A 14,527-nucleotide genomic window follows, 5' to 3' on the forward strand; every position below is an offset into this window, starting at 1 on the left:
CACAACCGAGCGGCACCCGCGTTCTGGCCGGTCCCCTTTACGCAGCGTCCGGGGCGAACTGACAAACTTGCAGGATCATGACGCTGACCGATCGCCTTCCCGGACCCGATTCCTCCGGACCTGACGCCGTCTTCGAAGCCTTCCAGGACTGGGTGTCGGAGCAGGGGCTCGTCCTCTATCCGCACCAGGAGGAGGCGCTGATCGAGATCGCGACCGGCGCCAACGTCATCCTCAACACCCCGACCGGCTCCGGCAAGAGCCTGGTCGCCGCCGGTGCGCACTTCGCCGCGCTGGCCGACGGGCGCACCACCTTCTACACCGCCCCGATCAAGGCCCTGGTCAGCGAGAAGTTCTTCGCGCTCTGCCAGATCTTCGGCGCGCACAACGTCGGCATGCTGACCGGTGACGCCAGCGTCAACGCGGACGCCCCGATCATCTGCTGCACCGCGGAGATCCTGGCCAACCTGGCGCTGCGCGAGGGCGCCGGGGCGGACGTCGGCCAGGTCGTGATGGACGAGTTCCACTTCTACGCCGAACCGGATCGCGGCTGGGCCTGGCAGGTGCCGCTGATCGAGCTGCCCCAGGCGCAGTTCCTGCTGATGTCGGCCACCCTCGGCGACACCAGCCGGTTCGTCGGCGACCTGACCCGGCGCACCGGGCGGCAGACGTCGGTGGTCAGCAACGCCGAGCGGCCCGTCCCGCTGCTGTTCGAGTACGCGATGACCCCGCTGCACGAGACCATCGAAGAGCTGCTGAGCACCAAGCAGGCACCGGTCTACATCGTGCACTTCACCCAGGCCGCCGCCCTGGAACGCGCCCAGTCGCTGATGAGCATCAACATGAGCACGAAGGCCGAGAAGGAGGCGATCGCCGCCGCGATCGGCAGCTTCCGGTTCACCGCGGGCTTCGGGCGGACGCTGTCGCGCCTGGTCCGGCACGGCATCGGCGTTCACCACGCCGGCATGCTGCCGAAGTACCGCCGCCTGGTGGAGACCCTGGCCCAGGCCGGACTGCTCAAGGTGATCTGCGGGACGGACACCCTCGGCGTCGGCATCAACGTGCCGATCCGCACGGTGCTGTTCACCGGCCTGTCGAAGTACGACGGGGTGAAGACCCGCCTGCTCAAGGCCCGCGAGTTCCACCAGATCGCGGGCCGGGCCGGCCGGGCCGGCTACGACACCCTCGGCACCGTGATCGTGCAGGCCCCCGACCACGTGATCGACAACGAGCGGGCGCTGGCCAAGGCCGGCGACGACCCGAAGAAGCGGCGCAAGGTCGTCCGGAAGAAGCCCCCGGAGGGACAGGTCGGCTACGGCCGGCCCACCTTCGACCGCCTGATCGAGGCCGACCCCGAGCCACTGACCTCGTCGTTCCAGGTCTCGCACGCCATGTTGCTGAACGTCCTGGCCCGCAACGGCGACCCGTACCAGGCCATGAGGCACCTGCTCACCGACAACCACGAGGAGCCGGCCGCGCAGCGCCGGCACATCCGCCGGGCGATCGCGATCGCCCGCGCGCTGATCGCCGGCGGGGTCATCGAGCGGACCCCGGAGGGCGTCTACAAGCTCACCGACGACCTGCAGCTGGACTTCGCGCTGAACCAGGCGCTGTCCCCGTTCGCGCTGGCCTGCCTGGAACTGCTCGACAAGGAGACGCCGGAGTACCCGCTGGACGTCGTCTCGGTGATCGAGGCGACCCTGGAGGACCCACGCCAGGTGCTCTCCGCGCAGCGGCAGAAGGCGCGCGGCGAGGCGGTCAACGCGATGAAGGCCGAGGGCATCGAGTACGACCAGCGGATGGAGCTGCTCGAGGAGGTGACCTGGCCGCGGCCGCTGCTGGAGCTGCTCGAGGGGGCGTACGAGACGTACCGCCAAGGGCACCCGTACGTCGCCGACTACGAGATCAAACCGAAGTCCGTGGTCCGCGACATGTACGAGCGGGCGATGACCTTCACCGAGTACATCTCGTTCTACGGCCTGTCCCGCTCCGAGGGCCTGGTCCTGCGCTACCTCGCCGACGCCTACCGCGCGCTGCGCCAGACGGTGCCCGAGGACGCCCGTACCGAGGAGCTCGGCGACCTGATCGAGTGGCTCGGCGAGCTGGTCCGGCAGGTCGACTCCAGCCTGCTCGACGAGTGGGAGCGGCTGCGTAACCCGGGCGCGGTCGTCGAGGAGGTCCGGCTCGACGACAAGCCGCCGGCGGTCACCCGCAACGTGCGCGCGTTCAAGGTCCTGGTCCGCAACGCCATGTTCCGCCGGGTCGAGCTGGCGGCCCTGGGCCGCTACGACGAACTGGGCGAGCTCGACGGCGAGTCCGGCTGGACCGCGCAGCGCTGGCGCGACGCGATCGACGACTACTTCGACGAGTACGACGAGCTGGGCACCGGCTCGTCGGCGCGCGGCCCGGCGCTGCTGCAGATCGAGCAGGGCCCGGCGCTGTGGACGGTCCGCCAGGTCTTCGAGGACCCGGAGGGCGACCACGACTGGGGCATCGACGCCACCGTCGACCTGGCCGAGTCCGACGAGGCCGGCGGCGCGGCCATCACCATCGTCGCGGTCGGCCCGCACTGAACGCACCGGTAGCCGGTTCAAAATCCCATTTCCGCGGTACGACCGATGGAGCCCCGTGGGCAGGCCTCACGGCCTCGTTGCCGTGCCGGTCTCGCGCGAGGTCCGTGCCGCACCGGGCCGCGGCCGCGTGCCGTGGCCCGGTGCGTCGGCTTGCCAGGCAAGGTAGCTGCCGGGCAAGCCGCCGCGCCAGGCCGGCCAGTACGTCGATCGGCTCCGGCGGGCACCGAGGTCAGTCCCAGAAACACTCCAGGTGGTCGGACGTCTCGAGGGCGTCCGCGTCGGCGCAGAACTTGAGGGCGTCAGCGCGCAGCGCGTCGTCGATCTCCGGCGCCCAGACGGTCTCCAGCGACACCCGGTAGTCCTCGCGGTCCGGGCTGATCGCATAACCCTGCGCGTGGGTGCCCGGGTGGTCGCAGACGAACTGGAAGATCTCCCAGGCGGACGGGGCGGCGTTCTGCCGGTCGTCCGGGTCCAGCCACTTCCCGTCGAGCAGCACGGCCAGCCCGGCGGCGTCCACCGGGCCGAAGAATCCGGCGCCGCCGGCGAAGGTCTCGCCGTTGCCCAGCAGATCGAGGAAGGGAAGCAGGCGGTCGCGGCGGGCGGCGTCCCGGTTGAACGGGAACGGGTCCCGCGTGGCCGGTCGCTCGGCGTCGCAGAGGGCCGGCCGGACCGGGACACCGGTGCTGACGGGTATACCGGTGGTGGTCGCGGCTACAACAGCCGGGCCGGCCGCGGGCTCGGCAGGACCCAGCGAAGCGGTGACGGCGACGACGGCCAGCCCGCAGGCGACCGCGACACCGGCGGAGACGGCGAGGTTCATCGAGGGGCGCACCGGGGAGAGTATGCCGCTCTATGATCAACTACCGCGACCCTCCCGGCCGGCTATGACCGTTCTGAATCGCGCTCTGAACGGGCTGGCCTCTTGTCGATCTTCTGGTTAGGGTGCGGGCGTGTTCTGGAACCGCGGCAAGAAGGCGCCCTCGCCGGCCTATCCGGCCCGGCCGCCGGTGGACCCGTCCGCACCACCCCAGCCGGCCGACGCCGAGTTCCTCCTGCGGCTCTACCACGAGATCGGCATGCGGGCGCCCGAGCTGGCCCGGGAAGCCATCGTCGGCGACCGCATGCTGTTCGGGCGCCACACCGGCTGGGTCGTCATGCTGCTGGACGTTCACGAGGCCGCCCCGACCCACTGGGACATCGGATGGACGCTGAAGGCCAAGAAGGGCCGGCCAACCGTGGTCGACTGCGTGACCGGCTTCGGCAGCGACCCGGCCGCCCTGGCCGCGCAACTGTGGATCAGCACCTCGGGCGCCTGCTTCCTCGAGCTGGCCACCGGCTCGAAGAGACGCTTCGCCGAGACGCTGCACCGCGAAGGCTGCGCTCCCGGCGTTCCCGGCTGGCACACGATCTCGTCGAACATCGTGTACTACGGTGAGCAGCCGGATGAGTTCGAGGCGCTCAGCGACGCCCTGCGCGACGCGGAAATCCTCGGGCGGGCCGATCTCGCCGGCCTGCTCGACCCGGCCGGCCCCAACGGGATCAAGGTGTTCGTCAACCGGACGCCGGACCAGTTGACCGCCGAAGTGTCGGTCAACGGCACGCGGGCCGACGACGCCTCCGCGCTGCTGGCGGCCCACCCGTGGCCGCAGGTCACCGGCGTGGCCACCGCCCGCTTCTCCGCCGTGGCGGTACATCCGCTCTGAGCGTTGGCGCCTCTCTGTGTCACGCACTTCTTGTCGAGCGGCTGGTAGCGGGGCAGGGTGGTCAAGCGAGAATGCCCCGCACGGCCGGCAAGGGCGGATGCCTGAAAACAGCTGTAGCCGGCTCCCACGGGGGAAGGAGTCGGCTACAACTGCTGCAACCATATACAGACTCGCTTGTGGAGATCAACCCTGCTCGCTGTCATCGGGACGGACGCAGCGCGGCATTCCATCCCCCGTGGCTGGAATGCCGCGCTGCGTCCGTCCCGAGCCGCGGGCCGGCGCCAGGTGGTTCGGGACAAGTGGAGGCCGTCAACTCGGCGTGTGGCCGCCGCTCACCACGGCGGCGGGGCTGTTGTGCGTACCGAATCTGGCCGCGATCGCATCAGCGAGAGCGATCGCGACAGAGGTCACCCGGTGATGATCGACGGTGTCGGGTTCGTCGCCGGCCAGATGGTAGTGCGGGTTGCGGAAGGATGCCGTTGTGGTCAGCAGCACCGCGGGCACTCCTCGACTCCAGAACGGCGCGTGGTCGGAGCGGTCCAGGTGGGCGAGCAGGGGTAGTAGCCAGGTGATCAGACGGCCGCGCCAGCCATCCGGACGAGGATCGCGGGCGTGGAGCACTGGTAGTGGATCAGTAAGGGCCGCCCCGGCGGCGGTCAGCCCGTCGGCGGCCTCCATAGAGGATTTGCGGCATACCGCGAGCAGGAAGTCACCGCGGTGCCGACCTGCCTTAACCCGGCGGTCCAGGTCTCGGAAGATCAATCCGAGGCCACCCATCTGCTGGGTGTGCGGGACGTCGGTGAACGTGCCGACGGACTCCAGGCACAGGACCAGGTCGAGGTTACGGCGAAATGCGCGATCCCGGGCCAGTGCTCCGGAACCCACCTTCGCACGTTCCTCCATGTCCACCACCGCCAGCGTCACGGCCACGGGCTCGTCCAGCGTGGCCAGGAGCCGGGCGGTTTCCAGGAGCGCGGCGACTCCGGAGGCATTGTCGTCAGCACCGGGGCTGCACGCCACGGTGTCGAGGTGCGCCACGACGAGTACCCGGCGGCCCTGTGGGGCTCCGGGCAGTTCGGCAAGGAGGTTCGTTCCTGCCAGGCGCGGGAACAAGCGAAGTCGACTCAAGAACGATGGTCGTCCACCGGCGTCACTCACGCCGAGCACCCAACGCCGTTCGAAGGGTTTCGGGCTGACCCGCCAGCCCGCCGCCGTGAGCTGCTCGGACACATACGTTTGCGCTCGCTGCATCTCGAGTGGATGGTGCCAGCCTCGTGGGGTGGCCGCCAACGTCGCGATGTCAGTGGCGACCCGAGCGGGGTCGGCGGCGCTTTCCATGGTCCGGTGCAGGGAATCGGCAGGGTCCGGCATCGGGCGCTCGGCCGAGGGATCAGCGCCATTCGACGCACTGTCGGCTCGATCGGGCAATGCCTTGCCTCCTCCGCTGGCGGCGAAACTGGAATTCGACGTCCGGCCGATCCTGACACAGTCCAGTTTGGAGATCAAGACAAAGGCATGTATGTATGCGGGCGCGCCCTCCCTCTATGATCAGCATGTCGGAAGGAGGCTCGGTGGATACAGGCCCGGATGATGACCGTTGCGAGTCGGAGCCGCCGGGGATTTTCGCCGCCCCGCTCAACGTCCTCTACTCCAAGACGGGAACGAGTGACATAGCGGTGGCCGAAGCCCTTCGGGCCGCGGGCATTCGCGTCACCGCTCAGTACCTCGGCCAGATTCGCAGCGGCAAACGGCAGAACGTCGGCTCCGATGTCGTTCGTGGCCTGGAGGCGCATTTCGACCTGCCTCCGGGCTACTTCTATCGATCGGCCGGCGCTCCCGCCATCGAGCCCAACCCGATCATCAAGGCGGTCAGCAATCCCGACGTTGCAGCTCTGCTCCTGCGTGCGGGTGAGTTGTCCCCGAGAGGGCTGTCGTATCTGCGGGACCTCGCGGACCAAATTCGTAAATGGGACCTTGCTACTGAACTACCACCCGACAGTCCCGTCAGACGGCCATATTCCTGACGCTTCGGCGGTTCGGACCTCGAGGGAGCCACACGCGATGCGAAGTTTCTGGCGGACACTTCGCCGCCGCACCGAGACTCCGGACAAGCGCATTCGCGACTTGGTCGAATCGGTGGTCTTGCCGACACCCTTCACCATCGACCGCCTCGTCGATGTCGTCGCCGCGCACACGGGTCGGCGTATCGTGCTGCACCCGCTCTACGACCTACCACCGGAAATCAGCGGGGTCTCCCTGCCGGTGACCGACGACGAGAAGGAAAGTTCGTTCGTCGTGTGCTACGACGCCACCGTTCCCGAGTGGAGTCAACAACTGATCATCCTGCATGAACTCGGGCACCATCTGCTGGGCCACCCACACCGGCCGCTGGAGAGCGCTACGCCGGAAGCCGAGCGCGCCGGGCAGTTCGTGGCGGTCGGTGTGCAGGGTGGGCGCGGCCTGTGCCGTACATCGTTCGACGACCCCCGAGAGGTCGAGGCGGAATGGTTCGCGACGTTCATGGCCAACCGGGTCGAGCGGTTGCGCCGGGCTGAGATCAGTCCCACCCTGCAAGGCATCCGACGTGGCATCGAGCCGCGAAGCCGATGGACCGATCAATGACCGAACGCCGCCGCACCGAGGAGCGGATTCCCTGATGACCGTCGCGTTCATCGCGATGGCGGCCGCGGGCTGTTACATCCTGGCGGCGATCAAGGTGGTTGCGCTGTTCGCGGACCGCTCCAGGTCCTTGGTGCTTCGCGAGTACGCCATCGCTCAGGCGTCCGTCGCCACCATTTTCACGCTGCTGTTACCACCGGTGATAGCCGCGATCGACCAACTGTCGGCCAACGTGAGCCTGCTCCTCAACAGCCTCATCGGCATCGTGTGCCTGACGGCTGGTCAAACCATCCTGGTGGCCAGTGCCGGCGTGCCTGACCATCGGCGGCGCGGGCGAACCGCCGAGGCCGACGGAACCCGCCGTACCGTGCGGCGCTGGTGGACCGCCTGCCTGATCATCGTCGTTGTCCGGACGATGCTGTTCATTGCCGCGCCGGCCGAGGTGCACACCGTAGAGATGGTGGATTTCGCACCGAATTATGCGCGTTATCCCACGTTGGCTGCATTCAATATGCTGCGAATTATCTGGTTCACCATCATATTCGCCAACATGTGGCGTGGGTACCGCGCCTATGCCCGTCAGGAGTCCAGCGGGCCCACCCGATGGGGTTTGACGCTGCACTCGTGGGCTGGTCTTCTGGGCCTCGGTTACGTGGCTTACCAGCTCGCCTACATGCTTGCGCAGACGGCCGGTCACCCGCTGCCGGGCGTGGAGCGCCAAATCGGCGTTCTGATGTTGCTGTGCGTCGTGGCGACACTCCTGCTCGCCACCGCCATTCTCTACCTGGGGCCGACTCTCCAAGCGCGCCGCACGTACCGGGCATTGCGGCCGCTCTGGCAGGTCGTCGCCGCCAGCCGGGACGGAGCGGTGCTGGATGACCGACGCTTCTCCCCCGCCGAACGTTTGATCCGGAGGCGTCAAGAGAACATCGACGGCTTGACCCGGCTCCGCAATCACTACGAACTGACACTCTGGCAGGAGGCCTACCGCAAGGCACACGACTCCGGCCTGCCGGCGCCCCGGGCCGAAGCGATCGCCGACGCGGCTACGATCGTCGGCGCCATGCTGGCTCACCGAACCGGGCACCCCCCTGCCAACCCACCGCTGCGATATCTGCCGAGCGGTCCGCGGGAGGCCGAGATCGGGTGGCAGATCGCGGTCGGCAAGGCGTTGACACCGAAGCGGCCGAGACCGCGTTGCTGGAGTTGGCCGAGGGTAGCTACACCCCGATCGGCCCGACAACCATGACAAATACCCGCCGCTAGATACCATCGCAGCGGGTATTTTTGCAGGTAAATCTAGATGTGGGCGCGGCAGAAGTGGTCAGCTCTCCGGGTGGCATCGGAGCGACCGCCAAGTCTCCAGCTGCCGCGAGGTGATCGCTACGAGGCGTCACAATCCTTGGCGTTCCGGTTTGCTGTCCTGGTGAGTTTCACGAACAGGAATCGTGTTCGCCTCATGATGGGACTGCGACGGATGGCTCGATCAAAGCGATGACGCTTCCGGCCGGTACGGTCGTCCCCGCCGGGATCCTGATCTCGCGCAGATGGCCGGAGGTATCGGCGGGAACCTCAAAGGCGACCTTGCCGGTCGAGATTTCCACCAGCGGCTCACCCGCCGCGATCCGGTCGCCGACCTGTTTGAGCCACCGGCTCACCGTCGCCTCGATGACGTCCTCCCCGAGCGCCGGCATCGTGACCTGGTGCGCTGCGGAGGTTATAGGTGCCGGCCGATCCTGCGCAGCCGAAACGGGTTCTGACGGTGCGGGATCTCGCCGGTGGTAACGCTGCCATAGGTGAACGGCAGCCGCGACCGCGAGAAGTGCGGCCGCGGCGCCTTTCCACTGCCGTTCGAATACCGGACGCTGGTCCCCCAGGGCAGCCTCACCAGCAAGCTTCAGCCAGACGAGTACGGCGAACACTCCCCCAGCACGCGACACCGGCGCAGGCCTTCCTTGGGAACGGACTACCGCCACCAGGAACAGAGCGCTGCACGCGACCGCGATGACGGGCAGCCCCATCCGCCACACCGAGCTGATGATCTGCACGGGCGAAGTATGGAGCAAGCAGGGCCGACCGCGGAATCGACTGTGCGTGGCCGCATGATCGTGCCGATGAGCGGGCGTCAGGGGCGGTAGTCCTCGAGCTCCGGTAGCCCGCCCTGCCCAGCCGCGACAGCACCCACCCTCTGGCACTACTCGGCATCATCTGACGACTTTGCCGACGCCCGGGCAATGGCCACCGGGATGGCCACGGCCCGGGCGTCGGGAGGAGCCCCGCCTACCACTCCCATTTCTGGAGCGCGTTGCCGTCACACGTCGCGAGCCTGATCGGCGCGAACTCCTCCGGCGAGTCCGCGGCGAGGCACAGCGCCGGATTCGCGGTCGGCCTGATTGTCGCGTCCGGGCCGAACTGCCAGGTCTGCGCTTCGGAGCTGTCGCAGGTGTAGGTCCAGATCTGCTGGCCCGCCGCGAAGTTCCTTCCCGGCACGTCGGCGCAGTTGCCGAGCACGCGCAGCGAGTCGTCGTCGGGCAGCCGCGTCAACGCCTGCGCCTTGGTGCTGTTGCAGGTGTACGTCTGCAGGTTGGTGCGGATCGCCGTGGTGGCCGCCGGTACGTCGACACACCGGCCGGTGCTGTTCCTGACGGGACTCATCACCGGGTTGGGGCTCTTGGCGACCTGAACGATCTTGGCGACCGACGGGACACCGTCGGCGTCCACGACGAAGAGCATGTAGAAGCCGGGCGGCGCCACCCCACCGGTCGGCGGGCCGGTGACCGTCAGCGTCGTGCCGGAGGCCGAGAAGGTCAACGGTACGTAGCGCTGCCCCTGGTCCACACCGTGGGTCACGTCGCTCAGCCCAACCAGCGCGACCTTCTCGATGTTCGCCGCCTGCGGCGAGGAGATCGTGAACTTCGTGTTGATGTCGATGCCCGTCGGCGCCGCGGAGACGACCGGCCGCGCCGCCGGCTGACCACTGCCGTCCTGCTTGTAAAGGTACGGCGGGGTGAAGTACTCGATGTTCTTCTCGAGGTATCCGGCGTCCATGCAGGCGCCGCAGATTCCGCCGCCGCCGGTCATCACCCGGCCGTCCGGCAACAGCGAGGCCGTCGAGTGATACTGCCGGATGCGGCTGGCGCTCGCGAGCAGCGTCCAGCGGCCGGTCACCGGATCCCAGCGTTCCGCCGCCGTCGCGGCGTGGTTCAGGTCGACGAGGTCCGAGGTTGCCGCACTGGTCATGCCGCCGGTCGCCAGCACCGAGCCGTCGGCGAGCAGGGTCGCGTTGAGTTGCCGCCGTCCGGTCGCCAGGGATCCGGTCGAGGCGACGGACAGGTTCTGCCCGGTCTTGCTGTCCACGACGACTGCGGTCCGGGTGGGTACGTTGGCGACACCGCCCTCGGTGATCTTTCCGCCCCCGACGACGATGGTCTTGCCGATGTCGTACGTGGCGAAGCTCCCGTACTCCCGGGCGAGCCCGTCGCGGGTGCTGGTCGCCGTGATCACACCGTCGCCGGCGGTGTTGATGGTGTATCCGGCGTCGTACGGCCCGAAGAGCCCGAGCTGGGTGTCCGGGCGAGAGCCCAGGAACGGATAGATGCGGGCGCTGTACTGGGTGAAGCCGTTGAGCGCCCGGATGGCGCCGTCGGTCTGGTAGACCTCGGCGGTCGCGGGGCCTCCGCCGATGATCACCTCCTCACCGTTCGCCGTTTCCGCGACCGAGGGATACCAGCGCGCGGCGGCCATGTCGTTACCGCGCGTCCACGTTTCTGTCCGCCAATCGAAGACGTAGGTCCGGACCGTGCCGTCGAGTGCCGCGTTGGCGTTTCCACCGGCAACCAGAATGTTTCCGTTGCCGAGATGCGCGAATCCCGCGCAGAAGAGGTTGGACCCTTGTAGGTCGACCCGCTTGTACGTGTTGTCCGCCGGATTCCACACCATCGCGCGCGTGAAGCTGTGGTCCGGATAGGTCTCGGCGGCATTGTCGCCGACCGAGTCCCAGATCAGTACCTTGCCGTTCGGCAGTACCGCCTGGAATACCGGAACGACGGGCGTGTCGACGACCGGGCTCCACGACCCCGACCGCCCCGGGTCGGTGACCAGGGCCGCCTTGGTACGCGCCGATCCGGGGCGCACCCCGGTCGCGCGCCGGAGCCGCTCCGCGTTCCCGGCGGTCCGCTGTTCGATGACCCGCATCGGCGTACCCACCAGGTCCTGGGCCGCGTGCTCGGGTGAGTCGTCATGCCCGTGGGCCTCGGCGTGCGTGTGTTCGTGGACGTGGTCACCGACCCGCGGGTGCCCGGCATTGCCGGCTGCGACGGCTGGGCCGGTGGCAGCCGTGGCGAACAGGAGCAAGGCGGACAACAGCCCGAAGGCGCCGAGGCCGCGACGCGTACGCATTCCAGAAGTTCCTTTCACGGAGGTTAATCGTCGATTACTTTCAATGACCTGTCGGAACCCTTTTCGGTCCCGCGGGCACGCTGAAGACACACCCGTCCGTGCCGTTCATTTCCTGTTCACGGATCGGCGAAATTATTTTTAGGCAAGCTCAGATACGGGTCACCGCGGAATCGTCTGTCTCATGTGATCGGAAAGGTCACCGTAGCCCCTCGCCAAGTCGCGCTTCAATTTGGCACCTCGGCCCGCCGCGGTGATTTGCATCCCACTTGGTCGATGTCCTCCAGGCCGCGCCGAGACGCATTTCCGTGACCCCCTGGGCCAGGACCCCGGCAAAGTCATCACCTGCGATACAGGCGCGGCACACTGCACGGATGCGGGTCGGCGGGAACCTCCTGGCCGGTACGGGCCTGTACCACCGTTGGCACAGGCCCGTCCTAACGTCAGGAGCATGACGCCTCGACCCACCGCCGACCCGACCGTCGGTGACCGGATCCGGGACCGCCGCCTGCGGCGCGGCTGGAGTATCCGGTACGCCGCCAGCCGCGCCGGCGTCTCGCACGCCACCTGGAGCCGGATCGAGCGTGGCCTGCAGGCCGCCGACAACCGGTTCATGCTCGCCGACCTGGCCACCGCCCTGGACTGCTCGCCCGCCGAGCTCGCCGGGACCGCGGTTCCGGCCGGCGACCGGGACGCGGTCGCCGCCCACGCCGCGGTCAACGCCGTCCGCCGGGCTCTGGTCGACCTCGATCTGTCCGCGCCGGGGCCGTCCGAGGGCCCGCCGCTGGCCGAACTGGCCCGGACGGTCGCGCTGCTCGACACGCTGCGCCAGGCCTGTGACTATGCCGGCGCGGGCCGGCTGCTCCCGCCGCTGCTGCGCGGCCTGCACGCCGCGGTCCACACCGGCACCGACCGCGCCGAGGCCCTGCGGCTGCTCTGCGACGTCACGTTCATCGCCTCATCGGTGCTGCGCAACCTCGGCCATCCGGCCGAGTCCTGGCTGGGCGCGGAGCGCTGCCGGGACGTCGCCGAGGCGGCCGAAGATCCGGTCCTGCTGGGGTACGCCGCCTACGCCCGGGCCTGCGCGGCGAACGCCTGCGGATCGTACGACCGGGGATACCTGCTCGCCGAACGGGCCGTCGACGCCCTGCGCCCGCACGCGGCCCGCCCCGGCGCCCCGGAGATGATCGGTTCGCTGCAGCTCAACTGCGCCTACGCCAGCCGCGGCCGCAAACGCCCCGACGACAGCCGGGCCTGGTCCGACGAGGCCGCGGCGCTGGCCGGCCGCACGGGCGAGACCACCACCCTGGGCCTCTTCTTCGGGCCCACCAACGTCAACATCTGGCGGATCGGCATCGAGACCGACGGCGACGATCCCGGCCTCGCCGCGTCCATCGCTCGCGACACCGACCCGGCGGCGCTCCCCATCGGATTCCGCCAGGTCTTCTTCTACACCGACACCGCGCGGGCACTGGCCCGGCTGCGTGACCGCGACCGCGAGGCGATCCGCCTGCTGCTGGTCGCCGAGCGGGTGGCCCCGCAGCACGTCCACACGTCGTCACTGGTCCGGGAGACGGCCCGCGCCCTGCTCGAACGTTCCCGCCGGATCGCCGGCGGCGGCGAGCTGCGCGCCTTCTGCGGTCGCCTGCAGGTCGGCTGAGGCGCCCCGGGTCAGGCGGCGGCCTCGTCCACGTCGGTGACCGAGATCAGCCTCAGCCGGATCCCCTCGTCCGCGGCCCGGACGACCAGTTCGTCGCCGAGGGCGGCGTCGAGCCCCTCGGGGCAGTGCCACCAGCCGGTCACCTCGGCGTCGCCGGGAAACATCAGGTCGCAGTTCGTCCAGCCCCCGGCGAACGGGAACGACCAGAGGATCTTGGTGAGCCGGTCGACGACCGTCGAGTTCACCGCGCCGGCCGCGAGCACGACCACGACCCGCCGTCGCGGCGGCAGGTCGTCGAAGGTGTCGGTGACGTCCAGCCCGTCGTGCTCGTGCAGCACCGCGGCGGCGATCCGGTGCAGACCGTTGAGGATGTCCCGGTCCTGTGGCTCGACCACGATCGGCTCCCGGAAGTCACCGTGCCGGGTCAGCTCGGCGCGCAGCAACTCGACGATCCGGGCGTCGTCGGGGTCGGCGAGCAGGTCGGGTATCGCTTCTTTCCAGGTGTCGCCGCCGACCGGCGGCCGGTACGTAGCGAGGATCTCCTGGAGCGGCATCCGGCGTACGGTCACGGAAAAATGTTTTCACAGGCCGGGAGGGGCTGCCTATTCACCAAAAGGCGAACAGAAATGCCACCGATAGGAGGACCGGTACGCACGCCGCGGTGGTGAGGAAGATGGTGTCGCGGGCCAGAATCAGACCGGTGCCGAACCGCTGACCGTACAGGTAGACGTTTTGTGCGGTGGGCAGCGCGGCCAGCACCGTCACGTCGTACACCTCAATTCTGGGTAATCGCAGGGCGGTCGCCAGCAGGAACGCGATCAGCGGCATCGCCGTGGTTTTCAGGGCGACCGCCGCGATTGTCGCGGCCCGTTCCGGGCCGGGCTCGAGGACCCGGCGGCCGGAGAGCGACATACCGAAGGCGATCAGCACCAGCGGTACGGCCGCGTGACCGATCGTCACCAAGGGATCGAGCAGGATCGACGGCAGTCGCAGGCCGGTCACCGCGACCACGGCACCGAACAGAGTCGCCACGATCATCGGGTTGCGCAGTGGAGCGGTCATGGTGGCGCGTAGTGAGGTGCGCCCGGTGGTGGCGAGTTCCAGCAGCGTCAGCGCCACCGGCGTGACGATCAGCAGTTGCAGCACGATGATCGGAATGACCCGGGTGGCGTCGCCGAGGACGTAGGTGGCGATCGGGATGCCGATGTAGTTCGCGTTGACGTATCCGGCGGCCAGCGAGCCCATCACCCCGCCGCCTCGAACGAGCAGCGGATGAAGTACGAAGCAGATCAACGCGGCGCCCGCGGAGACCAGCAGCGGATCGCTGAACAGGACCGAGACATCGGCGCGGGCCACCGCGGTGAACAGCAGGCAGGGGTTGAGCACCAGCCAGACCAGCCGGGCAAGCACCGTCTCGGCGTTCTCCGGCAGGCCGCCCCAGCGACGCAGCCCCCACCCGGTCAGCACGACGACGGCGATCAGCAGGAAGCCGGAGAACGCCGCGAACATGATCGACAACGCTAACGAGCGAGGCTCGATGGAATCGACTCCGGGGCCCGGAACCGGACCGTACGGTGACC

The 14,527-nt window shown here is 68.7% G+C and carries 12 protein-coding genes; 6 read left to right on the plus strand and 6 right to left on the minus strand.

The window, feature by feature from the left end; translation table 11 throughout:
- Positions 1-77: 77 nt before the first annotated feature.
- Positions 78-2,570: a DEAD/DEAH box helicase gene (locus CHC09_RS28260; protein WP_089296252.1), complete on the plus strand. Its 2,493-nt coding sequence runs from the start codon at positions 78-80 to the stop codon at positions 2,568-2,570.
- A gap of 229 nt (positions 2,571-2,799) precedes the next feature.
- Here CHC09_RS28260 and CHC09_RS28265 read toward each other — a convergent pair whose 3' ends face one another.
- A complete protein-coding gene (locus tag CHC09_RS28265) occupies positions 2,800-3,402 on the minus strand; it encodes a hypothetical protein (protein ID WP_089296253.1) in 603 nt (200 codons plus the stop codon).
- A gap of 118 nt (positions 3,403-3,520) precedes the next feature.
- Between CHC09_RS28265 and CHC09_RS28270 the strand changes: the two genes are divergently transcribed.
- On the plus strand, positions 3,521-4,273 hold the full coding sequence (locus tag CHC09_RS28270) for a DUF6348 family protein (RefSeq protein WP_089296254.1): 753 nt from the start codon (positions 3,521-3,523) through the stop codon (positions 4,271-4,273).
- 309 nt (positions 4,274-4,582) lie between these two features.
- Here CHC09_RS28270 and CHC09_RS48505 read toward each other — a convergent pair whose 3' ends face one another.
- Positions 4,583-5,779 (minus strand): M28 family peptidase, encoded by a 1,197-nt coding sequence (locus CHC09_RS48505; protein WP_203833225.1) that lies wholly within the window; start codon positions 5,777-5,779, stop codon positions 4,583-4,585.
- 65 nt (positions 5,780-5,844) lie between these two features.
- Between CHC09_RS48505 and CHC09_RS45470 the strand changes: the two genes are divergently transcribed.
- Genes CHC09_RS45470 through CHC09_RS28285 form a run of 3 tightly spaced genes read left to right on the plus strand, consistent with a single transcriptional unit; the run spans position 5,845 to position 8,141 of the window.
- Entirely contained in the window at positions 5,845-6,297 is a 453-nt protein-coding gene (locus tag CHC09_RS45470) for a hypothetical protein (RefSeq protein ID WP_143232619.1), read from the plus strand.
- Positions 6,298-6,334: 37 nt separating this feature from the next.
- Complete coding sequence (locus tag CHC09_RS28280; RefSeq protein WP_089296255.1) at positions 6,335-6,895, plus strand: hypothetical protein; 561 nt, start codon at positions 6,335-6,337, stop codon at positions 6,893-6,895.
- Positions 6,896-6,929: 34 nt separating this feature from the next.
- On the plus strand, positions 6,930-8,141 hold the full coding sequence (locus CHC09_RS28285) for a DUF6545 domain-containing protein (protein ID WP_089296256.1): 1,212 nt from the start codon (positions 6,930-6,932) through the stop codon (positions 8,139-8,141).
- A gap of 208 nt (positions 8,142-8,349) precedes the next feature.
- Here CHC09_RS28285 and CHC09_RS28290 read toward each other — a convergent pair whose 3' ends face one another.
- Together CHC09_RS28290 and CHC09_RS28295 are read right to left on the minus strand one after the other, a co-directional pair.
- A complete protein-coding gene (locus tag CHC09_RS28290) occupies positions 8,350-8,940 on the minus strand; it encodes a biotin/lipoyl-containing protein (RefSeq protein ID WP_143232621.1) in 591 nt (196 codons plus the stop codon).
- A gap of 232 nt (positions 8,941-9,172) precedes the next feature.
- Positions 9,173-11,290, minus strand: coding sequence for a galactose oxidase-like domain-containing protein (locus CHC09_RS28295; protein ID WP_089296258.1), 2,118 nt, complete (start codon positions 11,288-11,290; stop codon positions 9,173-9,175).
- Between the two features lie 448 nt (positions 11,291-11,738).
- Between CHC09_RS28295 and CHC09_RS28300 the strand changes: the two genes are divergently transcribed.
- Complete coding sequence (locus CHC09_RS28300) at positions 11,739-12,947, plus strand: helix-turn-helix domain-containing protein (protein ID WP_089296259.1); 1,209 nt, start codon at positions 11,739-11,741, stop codon at positions 12,945-12,947.
- Positions 12,948-12,958: 11 nt separating this feature from the next.
- Here the strand turns inward: CHC09_RS28300 and CHC09_RS28305 are convergent, their stop codons facing one another.
- Positions 12,959-13,516, minus strand: coding sequence for a hypothetical protein (locus CHC09_RS28305; protein ID WP_089296260.1), 558 nt, complete (start codon positions 13,514-13,516; stop codon positions 12,959-12,961).
- A 37-nt stretch (positions 13,517-13,553) separates the two neighbouring features.
- Positions 13,554-14,456 carry an AEC family transporter gene (locus CHC09_RS28310; RefSeq protein WP_089296261.1) on the minus strand — a complete coding sequence of 301 codons (903 nt, stop codon included), beginning with the start codon at positions 14,454-14,456 and terminating at the stop codon, positions 13,554-13,556.
- Positions 14,457-14,527: the final 71 nt, after the last annotated feature.

The organism is Actinoplanes regularis (assembly GCF_900188005.1).
GTDB lineage: Bacteria > Actinomycetota > Actinomycetes > Mycobacteriales > Micromonosporaceae > Actinoplanes > Actinoplanes regularis.

What these genes read in the sequence shown, in the direction of transcription:
- CHC09_RS28260 (WP_089296252.1), top strand. Translation starts at nt 78, where the DNA reads ATGACGCTGACCGATCGCCTTCCCGGACCCGATTCCTCCGGACCTGAC.
- CHC09_RS28280 (WP_089296255.1), top strand. Translation starts at nt 6,335, where the DNA reads ATGCGAAGTTTCTGGCGGACACTTCGCCGCCGCACCGAGACTCCGGAC.
- CHC09_RS28285 (WP_089296256.1), top strand. Translation starts at nt 6,930, where the DNA reads ATGACCGTCGCGTTCATCGCGATGGCGGCCGCGGGCTGTTACATCCTG.
- CHC09_RS28295 (WP_089296258.1), bottom strand. Translation starts at nt 11,290, where the DNA reads ATGCGTACGCGTCGCGGCCTCGGCGCCTTCGGGCTGTTGTCCGCCTTG.
- CHC09_RS28300 (WP_089296259.1), top strand. Translation starts at nt 11,739, where the DNA reads ATGACGCCTCGACCCACCGCCGACCCGACCGTCGGTGACCGGATCCGG.
- CHC09_RS28310 (WP_089296261.1), bottom strand. Translation starts at nt 14,456, where the DNA reads ATGTTCGCGGCGTTCTCCGGCTTCCTGCTGATCGCCGTCGTCGTGCTG.